Consider the following 17,875-nt stretch of genomic DNA (forward strand, 5'->3'; position numbering starts at 1 on the left):
AGGTTCGACGAAGTATGTTATACTGTTGCTATCGGGGTATGGAACTTTCTGATTCAGAAAGCCCGCCCGTCACAGAATCGGCGCGACTTTGCGCTAGGAGAAATCACAATGGACTTACTCTTTGCACTGGTCTCGCAGATACCGCTTGACAGTCTTAACAAACGACTCACCGAAGTGATGTGCAAGATATAAGATGAGCCGTGAGTTCATTCAAGAGGGTAGCATGAAGGAAATTTCATGGGGTTACGGGATTATCATGACATTTTACTTAACCGCTAAACCCCAACCGAACATCCTCCAATCTGAACCAAACTCACCCCTCTCAATCGACACCACGCCACATCCCTGATACCTTCTTATCCATGACCAAGCTTACCCCCATCGAGTCCGAATTCGCGACGACCGAGGATGCGGAAGCCCATGACGCATGGGTCCGAGCCAAGGTGGAACGGGCACTGGCATCAACCAAACAGCGCATCCCACATGACGCAGTCATGGCCAAGGCGCAGGCCGTTCTCGACAAATATAAATGACCCTGCCGGTCGTCTGGGATGACGAGGCCGAAACGGCCCTCCTCACCATCCTCGACTATATCGGCCCGCGCAACAAAACTGCGGCCGAGCGCCTCTATGCCGCCATCCGGCACACTGCCGACAATCTGCCCAACCACCCCTATGCGCATCGCCCAGGCCGCACGCCCGGCACGCGCGAAGCCGTGGTTCATCCCAATTATATCCTCATCTACCGCGTCGGGATCGAGGCGATCGAGATATTGACGCTCGTTCACGCGCGCCAGCAATATCCCTGAGCACCGGAACGCAGAAAGGCGCGCTTTGCAGGCCCGGATGGGCGCACTGGTGGCCAATTCCTATTCCGCTGTCCTACACCCCGCCTTTCTGCCTACCCTTCCGGCAACGCGTCCTCTTTCCCTGAAAGGGCCTTGCCATGTCCTGCACATTCCCGCCGATCACGCCGCCCCTGCCGGACACCATGCCCACGCCCGATCCGCAGCGGCGGGTCGATGGCTGGAGCCCGGCGCGCCAGCGGCGCTTCCTGGAGATACTCGCCGCCACCGGCGTCATCATGCTCGCCTGCGAAGGGGTGCACATCACCGCGCGCTCGGCCTATACACTGCGTATCCGCCATGACGGCGCCGCCTTTCGCCTCGGCTGGGACGCCGCGATCCTGATCGCCCGCGCCCGCCTTGCCGACGATCTCCTGTCGCGCGCGATCATGGGCAGCGAGGAGACGATCCGCAAGGATCCCGACAATTACGAAGTCCGCCGCCACCGCCATGACAATCGCCTCGCCATGTCGATGCTCGCGCGGCTCGATCGCATGGCCGACAGCCCGCCCGAAGGGTCGGATGCCGCGCTCGCCCGCGTCGTCGCCCAGGATTTCACCGCCTATCTCGACCTCATCTGCCCGGCCGAAGAGGCCGACAAGGAATCCGAACTGATCGGCCTGCCCCGCACGGGAATGGAACATATGGCCCGCCAGATGGCCGACGCCCGCCTGCTCAACGGCGACCAGCCCGAGACGCCCGAACCCGTCGCACCGGAAGCGGCAACCGCCCTCGCCCCCGCCGCCTCGGTAGCGCTCTTCATCGCCGCCCGGCTGGCGCTCCAGCCCGGTGCGAAGCGCCCACCTGTCCAGCCCGGCATCTCGCCCTTTTCCGACCGCAATGAACGGTGTGAACTTCGCCCCCATATCCACCGCGCCGACCTGCCGCCGGAGGAGGCCGCGACCCGTTTGCGCGGCGTCTGGTGGGATGAGGATCGCGAGCAATTGCGCACCGATTACCCCGCCCCGCCCGACTTCACCGGCGACCAGAGCGGGGATTATTACGATATCGACGATTATGACCGCACCCTGACGCAAGCCGAGGAGGCCGCCTATGCCGCGGAGCTGGAGGCGGAGGCCCGCCCCTATGAGGAAGCCGCCACCCGCGCCCGCGACGCCCGTTTCGGCTTCGCGCCGGGCAGCGACGAGGAAATCGCCGTCCTGGAAGCGGCCGGTTACGAGCTGCTGAGCGAGGATGAGGAAGACGAGGAGGAAGAGGAGGACGCGGCGGCAGACCCCGCCGAAACGGCCAGCGATTTGCCAGGACGCCGGCAATGCCGTACAAGGGCGCTGCTATAGTCGCAAATCGACGGTCTTCGGCGCTTTGCGGCACCTATCTCCCTCTTTCCCTGCCCCTCTAGCGACCCGGCGTGCCCGCCATGGGTCCGCCGCATGAAAGAAGGAAATATCATGAGCAGCATCACCGGAACCGTGAAGTTCTTCAACGCCGACAAAGGCTATGGCTTCATCGAGCCCGACACCGGCGGCCAGGACGCGTTCGTCCATATCAGCGCGGTCGAGCGCGCCGGCCTCGCCACCCTGCGCGAGAAGGACCGCGTCACCTATGACCTGGAGCAGGACAAGCGCGGCAAGATGGCCGCGGTGAACATCGCCCACGCCGAATAATCGGCCCCCGGCCGGGATCGGGCGCCGCCTCACGGTGGCGCCCGATCCCGCTCAGATATAATCCTCGGCAATGCTGGCGCCCAGCAGGATCAGGTTCGCCGCGATCAGCATCGCCATGTTCGCGCGCCGGCTCCGCACCCGCAGCAGCGCGACCAGCAGGGTCAGCAGCCCCACCAGCCCGCCCAGCAGGATCGGCGCGGCATAGGGGGCAAGCGGCCCGGCGGGGGCATCGGCCACCGGCCTCACCTCCTCCAGCACGCCCTGGCCGATCGTGACCGCGACATTGGCCAGCAGCAGCCCGCCGATCACCATCCGCTTCTGCCGGTCATACCAGTCGTCGAAATCGGGCCATTGTTCCGGCTCGTCGGGAAAGATCAGCGACGCGGCGAGATGATAGACGCCCACGATCGCCAGCACCACGACCAGCGTCAGATAGCTCGCATCCATCTGGTCCCGCATGATATAGGCGCTGCCCCAGAAGCTGGTGAGGTCCAGCAGCACGAACAGCCCCAGCAGCGGCGTCAGCCAGCCGATCCGCACCGGCTTGGCGGTCCGCTTGAGCTTCAGCGCACGGGCAAAGCCGCCCAGCACCTCGGCGATCGCCAGCCCCAGCAGCAGCCCGAACACCGCGAACACCAGATCGAATGCCGACATGCCCACCCCCTAGTCACGGCGGCCCCCGCCACCGTCCGTCGCAAGACTAGCAAGGCCCGTCGCGGACGCAATCATGCTCGGAACCCTTGCCGCCGACGCCGGTTCTTTTCCCCGAATGGCAACCAAGGAGTTCCCCATGATCCGCACCCTGATTTTCGGCGCCATCGCCGGCTATGTCGGCAAGAAGCTCTATGACGACGGCAAGCTGACCGAGTTCAAGGACGACCTCGTCGCCCGCTACAACGACGCCAAGGCCAAGCTGGAGGACCAGCGCATCCAGGACAGCCCGGCCCCGGTCGTCACCCCGGCCACGGCCAGCGGCGCCTCGCCCCTGGCGCACTGACGCCCATCCTCTCGGCGGCGCGCCTCCTCGACGCGCCGTTGATGCCGTCCGCTCGCTGCCGCACTCCCCTCTCGATGGCAGCGGCGGGCGGTTTCGCGTTTCTGATCAGTATCTTGGCGCAACCTTCGCGTCGCTTGCGGGTTCTCCTCCCGACAGGGAAAAGAAGAGGAGACTATCCCGTGCGTACCCCCATAATGGCGCTTGCCGCCCTTGCCATGCTCCCGCTCGGCGCCTGCGCCTCGGACAATTATGGCGGCGGCTATGGCTATGACCGCCCCGGCGGCTACAACCGCCCGCCCGGCGGCCGTGACCGCGACCGGGATCGCCGCCCGCCGCGCCGCCACCTCGGCGACAATGACCAGATCTACCGCGACCGCGACGGCCGCTATTATTGCAAGCGGGATGACGGCACCACCGGCACCATCGTCGGCGCCCTTGCCGGCGGCGTGCTCGGCAATGTCATCGCTCCCGGCGGCTCCAAGACGCTCGGCACTATCCTCGGCGGCGCCGGCGGCGCCCTTGCCGGCCGGGCCATCGACAAGAACGACATCAACTGCGAATAGCCCGCACAGAAAAAGGGCGTGGGGATCACTCCCCACGCCCTTTCCTACTCAAGCCAATCCGGCTTACAGCTTACCGGTCAGTTCCGGCACCACCTTGAACAGATCACCGACCAGGCCGATGTCGGCCACCTGGAAGATCGGCGCATCCTCATCCTTGTTGATGGCGACGATGGTCTTGCTGTCCTTCATGCCGGCCAGATGCTGGATCGCGCCAGAGATGCCGACCGCGATATAGACTTCCGGGGCGACGATCTTGCCGGTCTGGCCGACCTGATAGTCGTTGGGGACATACCCAGCGTCGACCGCAGCGCGCGAGGCACCGACCGCCGCGCCCAGCTTGTCGGCCAGCGGCATGATATATTCCTCGAAGGTCGGACCGTCCTTCAGCGCGCGGCCACCCGACACGATGATCTTGGCGCTGGTCAGCTCGGGGCGTTCCAGCTTGGCGATCTCGGCGCCGACGAAAGAGGAAATGCCCTTGTCGCCGGTCGAGGCCACAGCTTCCACCGCACCATTGCCGCCTTCTTTGGCCGCCTTTTCAAAGGCCGTTCCGCGAACGGTGATGACCTTCTTGGCGTCCTTCGACTTGACCGTGGCAATCGCGTTGCCGGCATAGATCGGGCGGGTGAAGGTATCTTCGCTCCCGACCGACAGAATGTCGCTGATCTGCATCACGTCCAGCAGGGCGGCGACGCGCGGCGCGATATTCTTGCCGTTGCTGGTGGCCGGCGCGACGAACGCGTCATGATGGCCCATCAGTTCGACGATCAGCGGCGCGACATTCTCTGCCAGCGCATGGCCAAAGGCCGCGTCGTCGGCGACATGGACCTTGCCCACGCCGGCGATCTTGGCGGCTTCGGCGGCAACGCCGTCGACGCCCTGGCCAGCGACCAACAGATGGACTTCGCCCAGCTTGGCTGCAGCGGTCACGGCGGAAAGGGTCGCGTCCTTGACGGCGCCGCCCTCATGTTCAACCCAAACGAGCGTCTTCGTCATGCTGCAACTCCCAGAGCCTTGAGCTTGGCCACCAGTTCATCGACATCGGCAACCTTGATGCCGGCCGAGCGCTTGGGCGGTTCGGAGACCTTGAGCGTCTCCAGACGGGCGGCGATGTCGACGCCGTAATCAGCCGGGGTCTTGTTCGCCAGCGGCTTGGACTTGGCCTTCATGATGTTCGGCAGCGACGCATAGCGCGGCTCGTTGAGGCGCAGGTCGGTGGTGATGATCGCCGGGGTGTTGAGCTTCACCGTCTCCAGGCCGCCATCGACTTCGCGGGTGACGTTGACCTTGTCGCCCTCTACCTCGACCTTGCTGGCAAAGGTGCCCTGCGGCAGGTTCAGCAGCGCGGCGAGCATCTGGCCGGTCTGGTTGCTGTCATCGTCGATCGCCTGCTTGCCCAGGATGATCAGGCCAGCGCCTTCCTCTTCCTGAACCTTGGCGAGCAGCTTGGCAACGCCCAGCGGTTCGACTTCGTCATCGGTCTGGATCAGGATGGCGCGGTCCGCGCCCATCGCCAACGCCGTGCGCAGCGTTTCCTGCGCCTTGGCGACGCCGATCGATACCGCCACGACCTCGGTCGCCGCGCCCTTTTCCTTCAGGCGAATGGCTTCCTCGACGGCGATCTCGTCGAACGGGTTCATGCTCATCTTGACGTTGGCCAGGTCCACGCCCGTGCCATCCGCCTTCACCCGCGGCTTCACATTGTAATCAATAACCCGCTTCACGGGCACAAGGATCTTCATTTCAACATCCTCCATTTTCACGCCATCGCCCGCCAACGCGAACACGGACGTGGGCGACCCGTTTCCAGGTCACCCACGCCCTATGGCGTATCTTCTCAGGTGATTAGGGGGCTCAGGCCGCCTTCCTCACTTCTGCCACGATCTTCTTGGCCGCATCGCCCAGATCGTCGGCGGGGACGATCGGCAGACCCGAATTGGCCAGAATGTCCTTGCCCTGCTGGACGTTGGTGCCTTCCAGGCGGACAACCAGCGGAACCGACAGGTTCACTTCCTTGGCAGCCTCGACGATGCCATTGGCAATGATGTCGCACTTCATGATGCCGCCGAAGATGTTGACCAGAATGCCCTTAACGGCCGGGTCCTTCAGGATGATCTTGAACGCCGCGGTCACCTTTTCGGTGGTGGCGCCGCCACCCACGTCCAGGAAGTTGGCGGGGAATTCGCCATTCAGCTTGATGATGTCCATGGTCGCCATGGCCAGGCCAGCGCCGTTCACCATGCAGCCGATGTTGCCGTCCAGCTTGATGTAGGCGAGGTCGTACTTCGACGCTTCGACTTCGGCCGCATCTTCCTCGGTCAGGTCGCGCAGTTCGGCGATGTCCTTGTGACGGAACATGGCGTTGCCGTCGAAACCGACCTTGGCGTCGAGGACGAGGAGGTTGCCCTGCTCGGTCAGCGCCAGCGGGTTGACTTCGATCTGCTCGGCGTCGGTGTCGAGGAACGCGGCGTAGAGCGACGCAGCAACCTTCGAAGCCTGCTTGGCGAGGTCGCCGGTCAGGCCGAGCGCAGCGGCAACGGCGCGGCCGTGGTGCGGCTGGAAGCCGGTGGCCGGATCGACCGAGAAGCTGTGGATCTTTTCGGGGGTCGAGTGGGCGACCTCTTCAATGTCCATGCCGCCTTCGGTCGACACGACGAAGGCGATGCGGCTGGTGGCGCGATCGACCAGCAACGCCAAGTAGAATTCCTTGGCGATGTCGGCGCCGTCGGTGATGTACAGACGATTGACCTGCTTGCCCGCTTCGCCGGTCTGGATGGTGACCAGCGTGTTGCCGAGCATGTCGGTGGCGTGGGCCTTCACCTCGTCCAGGTTGAAGGCGAGGCGGACGCCGCCCTTGGCTTCGGGGGCCAGTTCCTTGAACTTGCCCTTGCCGCGGCCACCAGCGTGGATCTGCGACTTCACGACATAGAGCGGCCCGGGCAGCTTCTTGGCGGCCTCGACGGCTTCCTCGACGGTGAAGGCAGCGTGACCGGCGGCGATCGGCGCGCCATACTTGGCGAGCAGTTCCTTCGCCTGATATTCGTGAATGTTCATGGGCTAGCCCGTCCTTTGTTCACAGGAAAACTGTTGAGGCGGGTTAAGCACAGGCGAGGAAGCAGGGCCAGAGCCATTTCGCAAAACGACTTTGCAAAATTGCAAAACCCTTGCGAAGCCCGACCCTGCTTTATTGTGAAATCGGCGTCAGAAGGAGCAGTGAATGGCGGCCTTGCTGGTCACCAGGAAAATCTCCGGATCCTCCAGCGCACGGACTTTATAGAGGAGTTCATCCATGCTCATCTTGCCCATGTGCGACTTGTGGAGCGATGCGATCGACTGGAGCCGCCGCAACTGCACCAAACTGAGCCGATCAACCATGCGTTCGGCCATGCAGCCCGCCATTCGCGGCGAAAGACCAGCGTCGATCAATCCGGCACGCACACGTGATTCGGGGGAAACGCTGGCGCAGGAGGCCAGCAGAAGGTAGCCGGCGAGCGCGCCGATCGTTGCACGAAAAGATATGGTTGCCATGGGCATGGCCATGACAGCAGATGGCTGAACAGAGCCTAAATGCGCAGGACATCCAAAGGAGTTTGCATGGATCGGATATTTTCCGCCCTGTCGGCACGGATCGCCAGTTGGACCGGCCAGCCGCTCGCCTTCATCCTGGCGGTCGGCGTGGTATTGATCTGGGGCGTGACCGGCCCACTCTTTCATTATTCCGACACTTGGCAACTGGTGATCAATACCGGCACGACCATCGTAACCTTCCTGATGGTCTTCCTGATCCAGAATGCCCAGAACCGTGACGGCGCCGCGATCCAGGCCAAGCTCGACGAACTGATCCGTTCAATCGAGACTGCGCGCAACGACTTCATCGGCATCGAACATCTGACCGAAGCCGAACTGGAAAAGATCAAGAAGATATTGGAGCGCGAATGCGGTGCCGATGGCCCGCATCAGGAAGTTATCGATCGCCTGATTTCCCGTCGATAGCGCGATGGCGCAACGATCGGAGGATCAATGCGCCGGAATGATCAGCCTCTCCTGCTGCTCATTGCGTCTGCGATAGGCTTCGACCTGATCGATATAACCGCGTGCCAGTCCTTCATAGGCAGCGCGCCCCTCGGGCGATGCTGTTGCCTGCGCGTTGATCAGCGACATCTGCTGGCGGTGCAGCAGATAATTGACGTCCGTCTCCATCGGTTCGCCCTCCTCCCGTATTTTTCGAAAGTGCGGTCGGCGCGCTGACGCGAAGCGAGTCGCGGCAACGGCAAGGCGATAGTAGCATGAAGGTTAATGCTACGCGATTCCCCTCACCCTGCGCCCCGCGCGACTGATCGCGGTGTCGGCGCAAAACGCAGCACCGCATAACCGCACAGCGCGGACAGCAAGGATCCGCCAAGGATGCCGATCTTGGCCTCCTCGACCAGCAATGGCTGCCCCGGAAAGGCGAGCGCGCCGATGAACAGGCTCATGGTGAAGCCAATGCCGCACAACAGCGCCATGCCGTAAATCTGCACCCAGGTCGCCCCCGAAGGCCGCGCCGCGATGCCCAGTTTCTGCGCCAGCCAGATGCTGCCGAACACGCCCAGTTGCTTGCCAAGCAGCAGCCCGAGCGCCACGCCGATCGGCAAGGGGCTGAGCAGAGCGCCGATCGCTTCGCCATTGAGCGTGATGCCGGCATTGGCAAAGCCGAAGAGCGGCACGATCAGATAGGCGCTCCAGGGATGGATCAGATGTTCCAGGCGATGGAGCGGACTGTCCACCGCATCCGGCGCACCCGGCGTGCGATTGACCGGGATGGTGATGGCGGCGAGCACGCCCGCGATCGTGGCATGCACGCCCGACAGTAGCATCAGATACCAGAGCAGCAGGAAGCCGATGAGATAAGGTGCCAAGGCCCGCACGCCGACGCGGTTCATGCCGAACATGACCAGCAGGACGATAAAGGCGCCGGCCAAAGCCATGACATCCAGCCCCTGGCTATAGGCCAGCGCAATGATCGCGACCGCCCCCATGTCGTCGACGATCGCGACAGCCGTCAGGAACAGCTTGATCGATGCGGGAGCCCGCGATCCCAGCAGCGCCAGAACCCCGATCGCGAAGGCAATATCCGTGGCCGCCGGGATCGCCCAGCCGCGCGCCAGGGCCGGTTCCCCAGCCGTAACGGCCAGATAGACCAGCGCTGGCGCGATCATGCCCGCCCCCGCCGCGATGAAAGGCAGGCGCCGCCTCTCCCAGGTGGACAGTCCGCCATCGACGAACTCACGTTTGATCTCCAGCCCGACCAGCAGGAAGAAGATCGCCATCAGTCCGTCATTGACCCACAAATGGATCGTCATGGGACCGAGCGCAGGAGCAAGCACCGGCCCCGTCACCATATGGAAGATGTCATGATAGACATGGCCGGCAGCACCCGGAAGATTCGCCATGATCATTGCGATCGCGGCCGAAATCATCAGCAAGACGCCACTGCCTGCTTCTCCCTTCAGGAAATTCCTGAGGGCGGACACGGGCCGTTCGGTCACGTCTCTTCTCCATAAGTGCTTGCCGGTATTGCCATTCTTCCCCCTTAGGGAAATTTCCGCTCAGGTCCAACCCAGATCAGCCGGCCAATGTTGACAGACTTTCTCCAAAATACTTGGAAGACCGCTGTTCTCATGACATAAATTCGCCCTGCCGCATGGCGATCGGGACAGGGGGAATCCGGGATCGTGGGGGACATGCTCTTTGGCGCGCTACAGGCGCTGCATTATGAGATATTGTTGTTCGCGGTCATCGGCTTCGCATTGGGCGGGCTGGATGATCTGGCGATCGACCTTCTGTTCCTGATCCGCCGAGCCTGGCGGGCGGTCCGGCATCCTCGCCGCCTCCGCATGACGATGGCGACATTGCCACCTTCATCGACGCCCGGCCGTATCGCCATCTTCATTCCCGCCTGGCAGGAAGCGGACGTCATCGGCGCAATGTTGCGCCATGCCGTACATTGCTGGGGCGATGCCGATTATCGCATATTCGTCGGCGCCTATCCCAATGATCCGGCGACGATCGACGCGATCGCATCAGCCGCCATCGATCAACCCCATATCATATTGTGCCTGAATGACCGCCCCGGCCCGACTACCAAGGCCGATTGCCTGAACATCAACTGGCGCAGCATGCTGGCGGAGGAAGGTCGAAGCGGCATCCGGTTCAAGGCCGTCGTCATGCATGATGCCGAAGACGTCGTGCATCCCGATGAAATCCGGCTGTTCGATCATATGATCGACCGGTTCGCGCTGGTGCAATTGCCGGTACTGCCATTACCGGGTCGCGGCACCTGGTTTTCCCGTGCCATCGCCAATCATTATTGTGATGAGTTTGCCGAAACGAATTGGGTGTTAGCGCAATTGTGAAAGCTGCTGACCGCCGGTTGCGATCGACAGGATTTCGTCCATCTGTCGGATCACCTGAACGACGACGCCGCGTTCGCGATCGAGGCGCGGGCTGACGATGATGTTGGCGATGATGGAGCGCAGACGGGGGATTGCTTCAAGCTGAGCCTCAGGATCGGCCAGCGCCGCCTCCAGCTCTTCCACCTGGCGCCGATAGACCTCCTCGACATGCGGGTGCAGCGCCAGGACGTTGGGCACGGCGTCCATGCTGGCGAGCTGGCGTTGCAGCGCCTCCTTGTCGGCCCGCGCGCTGGTCAGCATCTCGCGGATCTCTTCGAACTCGCTGCCGCCATCGGTGAAGGCCTGAAGCATGCGCTTCATTCGCCGCTCGGCTTCCTCCAGCTTGCGTTCAAGCTTGGCTCGGTCGCGACCCATATCTGCGCTCTGCCGGGCGAAGTCGCGGTGATATTCGCGGACGTAGGCGCTGATCACGTCAGGCGACAGCATGCCTTCCTTGAGGTCCGCAAGCACCATGCGCTCGAATATGTGGGTGCCGACCAGGCGGTTGTTGGTGCAAGCCTTGCCATAGCGGTAGTTGCTGCATCCCCAGAACTTGCTGGACCGCAGCACCCAACGCGCGCCGCACACCTCGCACACGCCCAGCCCGGACAGAATATGCTTCGGCCGCCGCAGGCGCTCCGGGCGAACGCCCTGGTTCGACGCCAGGCGGGCCTGCACCTGTTGCCAAAGGTCATCATCGATTATCCGTAAGTGCCCGATTTCCTGCCGCTCGACCACGTCGTCGCCGTTCGGGCGCATCAGCCGCTGGCGGGTCTGAGGATTCACCACCGTCCGGCTGCGACCATAGGTGACGACGCCGACATAGGTTTCATTGCGCAGGATGCCGCGCTTGTGGCGCGTATCGCCGCTGATCGCGGTTTCGTGCCAGATGCCGCCACGCGAGCCAGGAATGCCATCGGCATTAAGGCCGGCAGCGATGGCATTGGGGCTGCGGCCAGCGGCATATTCGCGAAAGATGCGGCGGATGATATCCGCCTTGTCCGGATCGATTTCCCGCAGACCGCGCACAACCTGCCCGCGATCATCAAGGCGGTTCGCCTGCCGATATCCGTAGGCGATACTGCCGGGGATGCGCCCCTGCTTCAGCGTCCCGATCTGGCCGCGCCGAACGCGCTTGGCAAGGTCGGTGCGAAACTGCGCGTCGGTGAAGCCCTTGATCAAGCCGATCATGGGGGTAACCGCGCCGTCGAACAGGGTGAAAAGCCGGGCGCCGGCAAATTCGATACGCTCGCGGAGAATATGCGCGTCGGCGACATGGCGGGATATGCGGTCGGTAGATTCCGCCAGCACCTGATCGACGCCGCCGGCCTCCACCATGCGCATCATGGCATTAAGGCCGGGACGCTGATCGGCACCGATGCCGGCAGCGCCGGATATGGCGGCGTCTTCGAATGCGCCTATGACGGTCCAGCCTTCATCGGCAGCCCGCTTGCGACACAGCTCGATCTGGTCGGCCGTTGAACGCGGGTTCTGATTATCGCTGCTGAAGCGGGCGTAAATGACCGTTCGCACGGGCGTCCTCCTGTCGGCCGCCTCCCTGCGCGGCGCGAAGGGCGGCAATGTCTCTCTTCACCTGCATCCGCGCAAGGGCTTCCGCGAAGGCGATCACATTCGGGTCGGCCGCTGGCCGGATTTTCGCGGGCGCGTTCATGCGGCCTTCCTCTTCGACCGCAGGGGCACAGGCCGCTCAAGCGTGTAGAGCAAAGTGAACTCCAACGCATATTGCAGATCCCGCAGGCCTCGGACCTTGCCGGGCAGCGCATAGAAGCTTTCCGGCGCCTTCCGCAGGGTGGTCGCGATGTTCTCGGCCATGGTGCGCTTGTCTTCATCGGGCCACGATATCGGCCGGCGCTCGCCGTTCAGGATGCGGGCGAAATGCTCGATATCGGACCAGACGCTTTCATCCTCGCGCGCTGCAGGTGTGTCCAGCCTGCCCGCGCGTTCCCACGCCACCTTGCGGCGGGCGCGTTCTTCGCAGGCCACCTGAACCAATTGGCAGGCTGGAGGACGCGTCATGCTGCGATCCTTTCCTCGCCTGCTCCGTCGTCGTTGGCGACATTCGCGCGGGCTAGCGCTTCCGACATGACGGGGGAGACGCTGTTGCCGCACATGCGGACCTGCGCCGTTTTGGTCAGCGGCTTGCCGTTCACCATCAGGTCGATGATGTATTCGGGCGGGAAGCCCTGAGCCAGGAACAGCTCTCGCGGGCTGAGCATGCGCATGCCGATATCGACGATCGCATAATCCTCGCCGCCGATCGTGACGATGACAAGGCCGAAGCGATCCTTGGTCGTTACGGCGCCTAGGGGCGCGGCCAGACCGTGGCCATGCTGTTCGTTGCCATAATATTTGACCAGGAACGCGCGAACCTCCGCATGATGCAGACCGCCTGCGCTGATCGTGTGCAACGGCGTGTCGCTGGGCTGTCCGACCTTCGACGTGCCCCGCAGCTTGACGATATGGCTCGCCACCAGCTGCTGCTGGGTCGCGCGGTGGACGATGGTCGATAGCGGCGCGGCCGCCTCGCGGCCGATCGCTCCGCCGTTGTGCTGGGCCATGAACGCGGCAACCAGTGCATGCTTCGTTGCACCTGCGACGATCGTGCCGAGCGGCTTGCCCAGATCGAGCGCGCGGGGCGCTTGTCCTTCCCTCTCCCCATATCCGGTCTGGACCATAGTCGGGGCGATCAGGGCGATTTCTCCGCGGTTGGCGCCCGTCACGGTCGGCAGGGGCTGTTTCGGCCCATAGACCCGATCAGGCCCGCCCTGATGGGTCAGCGGCGCGAAATAGGGCGTCACCACGGCAAACTCGCCGCCCTTGGCCGTCGTGATCGTGCGCAGAGGCTCGCCGCCGGCATAGACCCGCTCCGCCCCCCAATTGCCATTGCAGACGGGCACGATGAACGGATGCGGCGCATTGATGACATAGCGCATGATACCGGCGGCAATGCGGCGGCAGGTCGCTTCCTTCAGCGGCCGGGCGCGGGTGAAGATCGACGGACATCGCGGGCGCGGCCCAACCCAGCTGACGTTTGAAGACAATTACCGCAAGGCGAGGGAGCTGACCGGCATCGATGTCGTCGCGAAGCCGGATCTGGTGTCGGAGCCTCACACCGGCCTGCTGGTCGCCTGCACCTATTGGGAAGCCCGCAAGATCAACGCCGCCGCTGATCGCGACGATGTAACCGCCGTGTGCCGGCTGGTGCAGGGCGGCACCGGCGGTCTGTCTGAGCAGCGCGCCTATCTTGCCAAGCTGAAGAAGGTTCTGGACGCATGAACGTCGGCAAGATCCTGATCTCCATCGCGCGCTTCGGGTGGAAAAAGATCATCAAGCCCGCTGTTGTCGAGCATGGCCCCGAGATCGTCGCGGATGTGGTCAGACGAAGGAAAGGTAAATCCACTGGCAGGCGCGATGAAGAAGGCATTTCGCCGGCAAGGCTCGATAGCGACGTCCCCAATAACGAGGCAGTTTAGATCCATCAAATATATTTATTGGAATCAGATTTCGCTTTTAACGCCCATACTGTCGACAATTCCCACCGTGAAATGATCCGATATAGTATCGAACTGGATCGGAAGATTACGGTAAAGAACATCGCAAGCCCCATTAACTCCTTCAGACCTGAGGCGCGCGAGACAATCGATCCAATCGGATCGCCGGACCATAAAGTATTGAGCTTCTCGTCCGGCCTCCATCACGCTCTCTAAAAGCTGATCCATGGCCTCATCAATCTTCATCGCACTAGCCTCCCCTTGTTGCGTAAAAGCTAGCGTAAATCGTCCGCGATCCAAAGATGCGTTATGAGGAACGAGAAGTCAGAACATGATCTGGGAAAGGTGAGCCCGACGCGGCCGAAAATTTGCGGACTTTCGGGAGGGTACGTCGGGCTCAAGTCTCAGATAGCAGCGCTGCATGAATAGCGCCATACCTGTCACGAGAAGGTGCTTCTGGCGCGCGCCGCGATGACGTTGAACCTCGCCAGAAGCATCTGCAGGATAATCGCGAAGAAGAAGACGTTCAAGGGTAACCCCGTCTGCCTCAGGCGGGTCGCTACCAACTGAACTGCAGACGGGGTATCCAACGGGCCGGGCAGTCTAAAACCGAATCGCGGGACGGCTTTGGGTAGGCACTCTGTCCCCGCTTAGGAAGCGGAATATGTCGACGAGCGAAGCGGTGACCCCAGCGCTGCACTTTCGAAAGGGCGTCGCAGTCTTCAGCACCGAGGTCGGCCTAAAATATCTTTGACCGCCCAAGCCGACAATAAGGGGAAGCACGAAAGGGCGACCCTGACCGACCAACCGATTGCAAACGTCGGTCAGGCCCCACCGTGGCGATAGCATCATCGCTGACGGGATCAAGAAGGGCTGGGCATTATTGCCGGCTAAGCGGCCGCCCGGTCCTGTAATCCATAAGCTGGTGGACCCGCTCGGCAATAGCCTGCCAGGTCTGTACGCCATCCAGATCCCCAGCCGCCGCCAATTCACCGATGCGCTGAGCGACATGCTTCGGAGCTTTAGAGCCGTGCTGCTTGATGACCTGCTGCGCGGCGGCCCAGAGTTCCCAGTCGCCTAGCAGTGGTCACCCTTCACGCGCTTATGGGCGCGCTCGCCGTATACCTGCAAAACGTGGGCTGCATCTTCCGCCGTCCGACAAATCACTATTGTGCCAAATCTAAGCCCTTCGGAAAGTAGCGAATAATGAATGCCCTCCTCAAGGCATCGCTGTTTTACTGCCTGTGGAGTATCATCGACACACACCGCATTTGCGATCCCGTTCATGCATTCAGCCACTCGGCTTCAGCGTCATCAAGTGCTTCAAAGCTGTCGCCCTCAGCGCCCGCATCCTGAAGGCGCTTCCTTAGATCGTCCGGCGCCAGGGATTTCCGAAACTTCGGATCGCTTTTGGCCTGCTTCGCCAGTGTGCCGATCCAGTCATCGCGGCCGGCCTGCTTTAGTAGCCAGGCTCCGAAAGCCTCGCCCTGCTCGTTGGTGTCCATGGGCGATTCTCCGTAAGTTTTCGGCGCGACCATATCATCATCGGCGCGGGCCATCCAGCAGGACGCCCGCAGGGGTCAGGCCGTCCATAAGCATGTCGGCCCATTCCTGCGCCAGCTCGCGTCGTCGCGGCATATGGGCTGCCCGGTTATAGACGGCCTCCACCTTGTTGGTGGGGACGTGCGAAGGTGCCCCTGACACCCGTCGCTATGACGATGGACCGCGACAGGGGTCTGAGGGAAATAGCGGCCCCGGCGAGGCATAGCAACCAGCGCTGACGATTCGACGTCTATGCGAATCAACGCTGTTCGCATTATGTTCCGCGCATGCCGACGCTAAACAAGAACGACACCGCTATCATCAAATTGTCGCTCCAGATCCTTGCCAGCGCCCGCGATGACGGCTCGCAGCAGGCAATCAGGACCGATGCCGTTCGCTTGGCCCTGCGCTGCCTGCGACCGTATATGCGCGAGCAATGGCCGCTGCACACCTTCTGGGACTCCAGCGAAAGCGAAAATGAGCTTGGCCGAAGTGCGAGCACGACCGCCAGCTTGAACGGCGTCGTTCATCAACTGCGATCGGCGGGGATCAAAGTGGATGAAGGTCTATGATGGTGGTGATCGACAGGTCCTTCCGCCGGCGTCCGGAACCGGCAGGGGGAGCACCTCCGCTGGGCTGACCTTGCTCTGAAGCTGCACCGTTCCGGTTTACGCGGGAATGCCAAGCTATTGATAATATACAAGGCAATTTCGCTCTGTTTTACAGCAGGCCGCCCGGAATTGCTGGTTTTTGCAGAGCTTGGAAGGCTTGTTACCCGACGACATGCCGCATAATGCTTCCCGTAGGATAGAGGCGGGAGTTGGCCATGGCGATTGCGTTGCCGGGGATGAAATGGACGGACGGTCAATCTGATGCTGAAGCATTGCACCAGCTCGGCAGGATTGTACTGGCCGTAATCGATGAGGAAATAACGGCCTGGGCAGCCGAGCAGTACCGAAAGCTCCGTGATGAATTACTCAGCAACAACGAATATGCGGACGTAATTCCTGCTTTCCTAAGAACCTATCGATCGCTGCCCGCACTCTCGACCTACCTCGGAAATTTGCAACTTGCGCCAGACACTTCAGTAAGGACGTTTGTGCAAGAGGCATTCAACAGGCTGGATGAGCGAGCTGAGGCCCTTGAACAGGCTGATCCGGCCGGGCAGTTGGCCACAGATTTCCTCAATGATCGACCTGGCTCGGATAGTTTGAACGTCGCGCCCGGTCGTCCCGAAAAGCCGTTTTACGATCAATCGGCAGCGCCGGTCTATTCATCTACGGAGTGGACAGGATTACCGACGCCGCGATCGCGTGTGGCAGCCGTAAAGGCGCTGTTCCCTGCCGCTCTGCAAAGTCTCGACGCCATGATCACCCCAGAATTCAGTCATAACTACGGGCCGCCACTGGATATCGACGAAGATGGCCTTGAGGCGATCCGTGATCTCCATACAAAATTAGGTGAAATACTTGCGCTTGCGCAGCGGAACGACCTGAATAATATCCAACTCACCGGTATTGTTGCTCAATTGGCCGATTATGTCACCCGCGCGCGCCACGCCGTAAGGAATAATCCTCTCAAATATGCAGTAATTGGAAGCATTGCGGCAGTGGGAGGTTTTATATGGGGAGCCCAGTTTGCAGCCGGGGTGGCTTTGACAGCCACCTTCGAAGCAAACGACAAATGAACCTCAGCGGCGCGATTTCACTGTGATATATGTTAGCAGCTGACCCCCGCTATCCGCTCAGCCCCTGATTGTCGACCCGTCCTGTTCGCACGTCGCGAGGCCATGACAACGCGCTCATAAGCCCGTCGGATAAAGTCTCACTTTAACGATCAAGTTGGAATTCCCTTTCGATTGGGATCGAGCAGCCAAGTAGCAATTCCGTCGAGAAAGCCCCATACATCGCCCTCCGCTGGCTTGATATATCCTGGAGCGTCCGGGTCCTCACCCATGGCTTCGAACATGGGAATTAGCCAAGTCGGTCCATGCCCGCCATTATGCACGGAATTCAGCCATGTTTCCAATTCGCCCTTACGAACCACGAACGCTCCGTATGCATCGAGTTGGTCGAAGTAATTGTCTGCCGCAGCTCGGTCCGCCGCTTTAAGAAGGTCGATGCCGCCCTTCGTCTTCCATGAAGTGTCAGCGTCATTCAACGCCTTGAGGACCGAATTTTTCAGAGAGGTAATGCTGGGTTGCTGTAAAGCTGGCACCCCAGCAGTCTGTAGAAAACGCGTTGCGACCCCTCCGCCATCCTTGACAAAATCAAGATCATAGATCGCGGCAGCTGGAATCCCGAGAGAACGGAGAGGCTCTAATATAAACGGCACTGTCTGTTTGTTTTGAGCATTTAA

The 17,875-nt window shown here is 61.8% G+C and carries 26 protein-coding genes and 1 pseudogene; 12 read left to right on the forward strand and 15 right to left on the reverse strand.

Features of this window, described 5'->3' with window-relative positions:
* Nucleotides 1-362 precede the first annotated feature (362 nt).
* The 4 genes from relB (at nt 363) to ACUCV3_RS24095 (ending at nt 2,469) form a co-directional block, all read left to right on the forward strand.
* On the forward strand, nt 363-533 hold the full coding sequence (relB, locus tag ACUCV3_RS24080; protein WP_279731784.1) for a type II toxin-antitoxin system RelB family antitoxin: 171 nt from the start codon (nt 363-365) through the stop codon (nt 531-533).
* Nucleotides 530-808 (forward strand): type II toxin-antitoxin system RelE/ParE family toxin, encoded by a 279-nt coding sequence (locus ACUCV3_RS24085; RefSeq protein ID WP_161731919.1) that lies wholly within the window; start codon nt 530-532, stop codon nt 806-808. The genes relB and ACUCV3_RS24085 overlap by 4 nt, the downstream gene beginning before the upstream one ends.
* Nucleotides 809-945: 137 nt before the next feature.
* Entirely contained in the window at nt 946-2,142 is a 1,197-nt protein-coding gene (locus ACUCV3_RS24090) for a hypothetical protein (protein WP_482241216.1), read from the forward strand.
* Nucleotides 2,143-2,253: 111 nt separating this feature from the next.
* Nucleotides 2,254-2,469, forward strand: a complete 216-nt coding sequence (locus ACUCV3_RS24095) for a cold-shock protein (RefSeq protein WP_004207726.1) — start codon at nt 2,254-2,256, stop codon at nt 2,467-2,469.
* Nucleotides 2,470-2,520: 51 nt separating this feature from the next.
* On the opposite strand, the gene ACUCV3_RS24100 is transcribed toward ACUCV3_RS24095, so the two are convergent.
* Complete coding sequence (locus tag ACUCV3_RS24100) at nt 2,521-3,123, reverse strand: hypothetical protein (RefSeq protein WP_037491660.1); 603 nt, start codon at nt 3,121-3,123, stop codon at nt 2,521-2,523.
* A 136-nt stretch (nt 3,124-3,259) separates the two neighbouring features.
* On the opposite strand from ACUCV3_RS24100, the gene ACUCV3_RS24105 reads away from it, so the two are divergent.
* Both ACUCV3_RS24105 and ACUCV3_RS24110 read left to right on the forward strand, forming a co-directional pair.
* Complete coding sequence (locus ACUCV3_RS24105; RefSeq protein WP_010336653.1) at nt 3,260-3,466, forward strand: hypothetical protein; 207 nt, start codon at nt 3,260-3,262, stop codon at nt 3,464-3,466.
* Between the two features lie 179 nt (nt 3,467-3,645).
* Nucleotides 3,646-4,029, forward strand: a complete 384-nt coding sequence (locus tag ACUCV3_RS24110; protein ID WP_029547555.1) for a glycine zipper 2TM domain-containing protein — start codon at nt 3,646-3,648, stop codon at nt 4,027-4,029.
* 63 nt (nt 4,030-4,092) lie between these two features.
* Here ACUCV3_RS24110 and ACUCV3_RS24115 read toward each other — a convergent pair whose 3' ends face one another.
* The 4 genes from ACUCV3_RS24115 to ACUCV3_RS24130 form a co-directional block, all read right to left on the reverse strand.
* Complete coding sequence (locus ACUCV3_RS24115; protein WP_482241217.1) at nt 4,093-5,025, reverse strand: electron transfer flavoprotein subunit alpha/FixB family protein; 933 nt, start codon at nt 5,023-5,025, stop codon at nt 4,093-4,095.
* Complete coding sequence (locus tag ACUCV3_RS24120; RefSeq protein WP_004207731.1) at nt 5,022-5,771, reverse strand: electron transfer flavoprotein subunit beta/FixA family protein; 750 nt, start codon at nt 5,769-5,771, stop codon at nt 5,022-5,024. Before ACUCV3_RS24120 ends, ACUCV3_RS24115 begins: the two co-directional genes overlap by 4 nt.
* 112 nt (nt 5,772-5,883) lie before the next feature.
* Nucleotides 5,884-7,083: an ADP-forming succinate--CoA ligase subunit beta gene (sucC, locus tag ACUCV3_RS24125; RefSeq protein ID WP_004207732.1), complete on the reverse strand. Its 1,200-nt coding sequence runs from the start codon at nt 7,081-7,083 to the stop codon at nt 5,884-5,886.
* Between the two features lie 147 nt (nt 7,084-7,230).
* Nucleotides 7,231-7,557 carry a hypothetical protein gene (locus tag ACUCV3_RS24130; RefSeq protein WP_432215174.1) on the reverse strand — a complete coding sequence of 109 codons (327 nt, stop codon included), beginning with the start codon at nt 7,555-7,557 and terminating at the stop codon, nt 7,231-7,233.
* Between the two features lie 66 nt (nt 7,558-7,623).
* Between ACUCV3_RS24130 and ACUCV3_RS24135 the strand changes: the two genes are divergently transcribed.
* Nucleotides 7,624-8,022, forward strand: a complete 399-nt coding sequence (locus ACUCV3_RS24135; RefSeq protein WP_010336658.1) for a low affinity iron permease family protein — start codon at nt 7,624-7,626, stop codon at nt 8,020-8,022.
* 24 nt (nt 8,023-8,046) lie between these two features.
* Here the strand turns inward: ACUCV3_RS24135 and ACUCV3_RS24140 are convergent, their stop codons facing one another.
* Together ACUCV3_RS24140 and nhaA are read right to left on the reverse strand one after the other, a co-directional pair.
* A complete protein-coding gene (locus tag ACUCV3_RS24140) occupies nt 8,047-8,229 on the reverse strand; it encodes a hypothetical protein (RefSeq protein ID WP_010336659.1) in 183 nt (60 codons plus the stop codon).
* 113 nt (nt 8,230-8,342) lie between these two features.
* On the reverse strand, nt 8,343-9,557 hold the full coding sequence (gene nhaA / locus ACUCV3_RS24145; protein WP_279728444.1) for a Na+/H+ antiporter NhaA: 1,215 nt from the start codon (nt 9,555-9,557) through the stop codon (nt 8,343-8,345).
* Between the two features lie 195 nt (nt 9,558-9,752).
* Between nhaA and ACUCV3_RS24150 the strand changes: the two are divergent.
* Nucleotides 9,753-10,403 (forward strand): annotated as a pseudogene (locus ACUCV3_RS24150) (glycosyltransferase); the annotation flags it as partial.
* Between the two features lie 6 nt (nt 10,404-10,409).
* On the opposite strand, the gene ACUCV3_RS24155 reads toward ACUCV3_RS24150, so the two are convergent.
* The 4 genes from ACUCV3_RS24155 to ACUCV3_RS24170 are packed head-to-tail and all read right to left on the reverse strand — an operon-like array spanning nt 10,410 to nt 13,417.
* Nucleotides 10,410-11,996: a recombinase family protein gene (locus tag ACUCV3_RS24155; RefSeq protein ID WP_482241218.1), complete on the reverse strand. Its 1,587-nt coding sequence runs from the start codon at nt 11,994-11,996 to the stop codon at nt 10,410-10,412.
* Complete coding sequence (locus tag ACUCV3_RS24160; RefSeq protein ID WP_482241219.1) at nt 11,959-12,135, reverse strand: hypothetical protein; 177 nt, start codon at nt 12,133-12,135, stop codon at nt 11,959-11,961. Before ACUCV3_RS24160 ends, ACUCV3_RS24155 begins: the two co-directional genes overlap by 38 nt.
* Nucleotides 12,132-12,476 (reverse strand): hypothetical protein, encoded by a 345-nt coding sequence (locus tag ACUCV3_RS24165; protein ID WP_482241220.1) that lies wholly within the window; start codon nt 12,474-12,476, stop codon nt 12,132-12,134. Before ACUCV3_RS24165 ends, ACUCV3_RS24160 begins: the two co-directional genes overlap by 4 nt.
* 20 nt (nt 12,477-12,496) lie before the next feature.
* Nucleotides 12,497-13,417 (reverse strand): DNA cytosine methyltransferase, encoded by a 921-nt coding sequence (locus ACUCV3_RS24170; protein WP_482241221.1) that lies wholly within the window; start codon nt 13,415-13,417, stop codon nt 12,497-12,499.
* Between ACUCV3_RS24170 and ACUCV3_RS24175 the strand changes: the two genes are divergently transcribed.
* Nucleotides 13,416-13,760, forward strand: a complete 345-nt coding sequence (locus tag ACUCV3_RS24175) for a glycoside hydrolase family 19 protein (RefSeq protein WP_482241222.1) — start codon at nt 13,416-13,418, stop codon at nt 13,758-13,760. The genes ACUCV3_RS24170 and ACUCV3_RS24175 overlap by 2 nt on opposite strands.
* Nucleotides 13,757-13,957, forward strand: coding sequence for a hypothetical protein (locus tag ACUCV3_RS24180; protein ID WP_482241223.1), 201 nt, complete (start codon nt 13,757-13,759; stop codon nt 13,955-13,957). Before ACUCV3_RS24175 ends, ACUCV3_RS24180 begins: the two co-directional genes overlap by 4 nt.
* A gap of 24 nt (nt 13,958-13,981) precedes the next feature.
* On the opposite strand, the gene ACUCV3_RS24185 is transcribed toward ACUCV3_RS24180, so the two are convergent.
* The 3 genes from ACUCV3_RS24185 to ACUCV3_RS24195 form a co-directional block, all read right to left on the reverse strand.
* A complete protein-coding gene (locus tag ACUCV3_RS24185) occupies nt 13,982-14,221 on the reverse strand; it encodes a hypothetical protein (protein WP_482241224.1) in 240 nt (79 codons plus the stop codon).
* Nucleotides 14,222-14,855: 634 nt separating this feature from the next.
* The gene (locus ACUCV3_RS24190; protein ID WP_482241229.1) at nt 14,856-15,059 is read right to left on the reverse strand and encodes a DUF6961 family protein; all 204 of its coding nucleotides are present in this window, start codon (nt 15,057-15,059) and stop codon (nt 14,856-14,858) included.
* Between the two features lie 199 nt (nt 15,060-15,258).
* A complete protein-coding gene (locus tag ACUCV3_RS24195; RefSeq protein ID WP_482241225.1) occupies nt 15,259-15,534 on the reverse strand; it encodes a hypothetical protein in 276 nt (91 codons plus the stop codon).
* A 270-nt stretch (nt 15,535-15,804) separates the two neighbouring features.
* On the opposite strand from ACUCV3_RS24195, the gene ACUCV3_RS24200 reads away from it, so the two are divergent.
* Nucleotides 15,805-16,089: a hypothetical protein gene (locus tag ACUCV3_RS24200; RefSeq protein WP_482241226.1), complete on the forward strand. Its 285-nt coding sequence runs from the start codon at nt 15,805-15,807 to the stop codon at nt 16,087-16,089.
* 254 nt (nt 16,090-16,343) lie between these two features.
* A complete protein-coding gene (locus ACUCV3_RS24205) occupies nt 16,344-17,204 on the forward strand; it encodes a hypothetical protein (protein WP_482241227.1) in 861 nt (286 codons plus the stop codon).
* Nucleotides 17,205-17,353: 149 nt separating this feature from the next.
* Here ACUCV3_RS24205 and ACUCV3_RS24210 read toward each other — a convergent pair.
* Nucleotides 17,354-17,875 (reverse strand): hypothetical protein (locus tag ACUCV3_RS24210; RefSeq protein ID WP_482241228.1); only part of this gene is annotated, 522 nt, incomplete at its 5' end.

It is taken from the genome of Sphingobium sp. VMM (genome assembly GCF_056790315.1).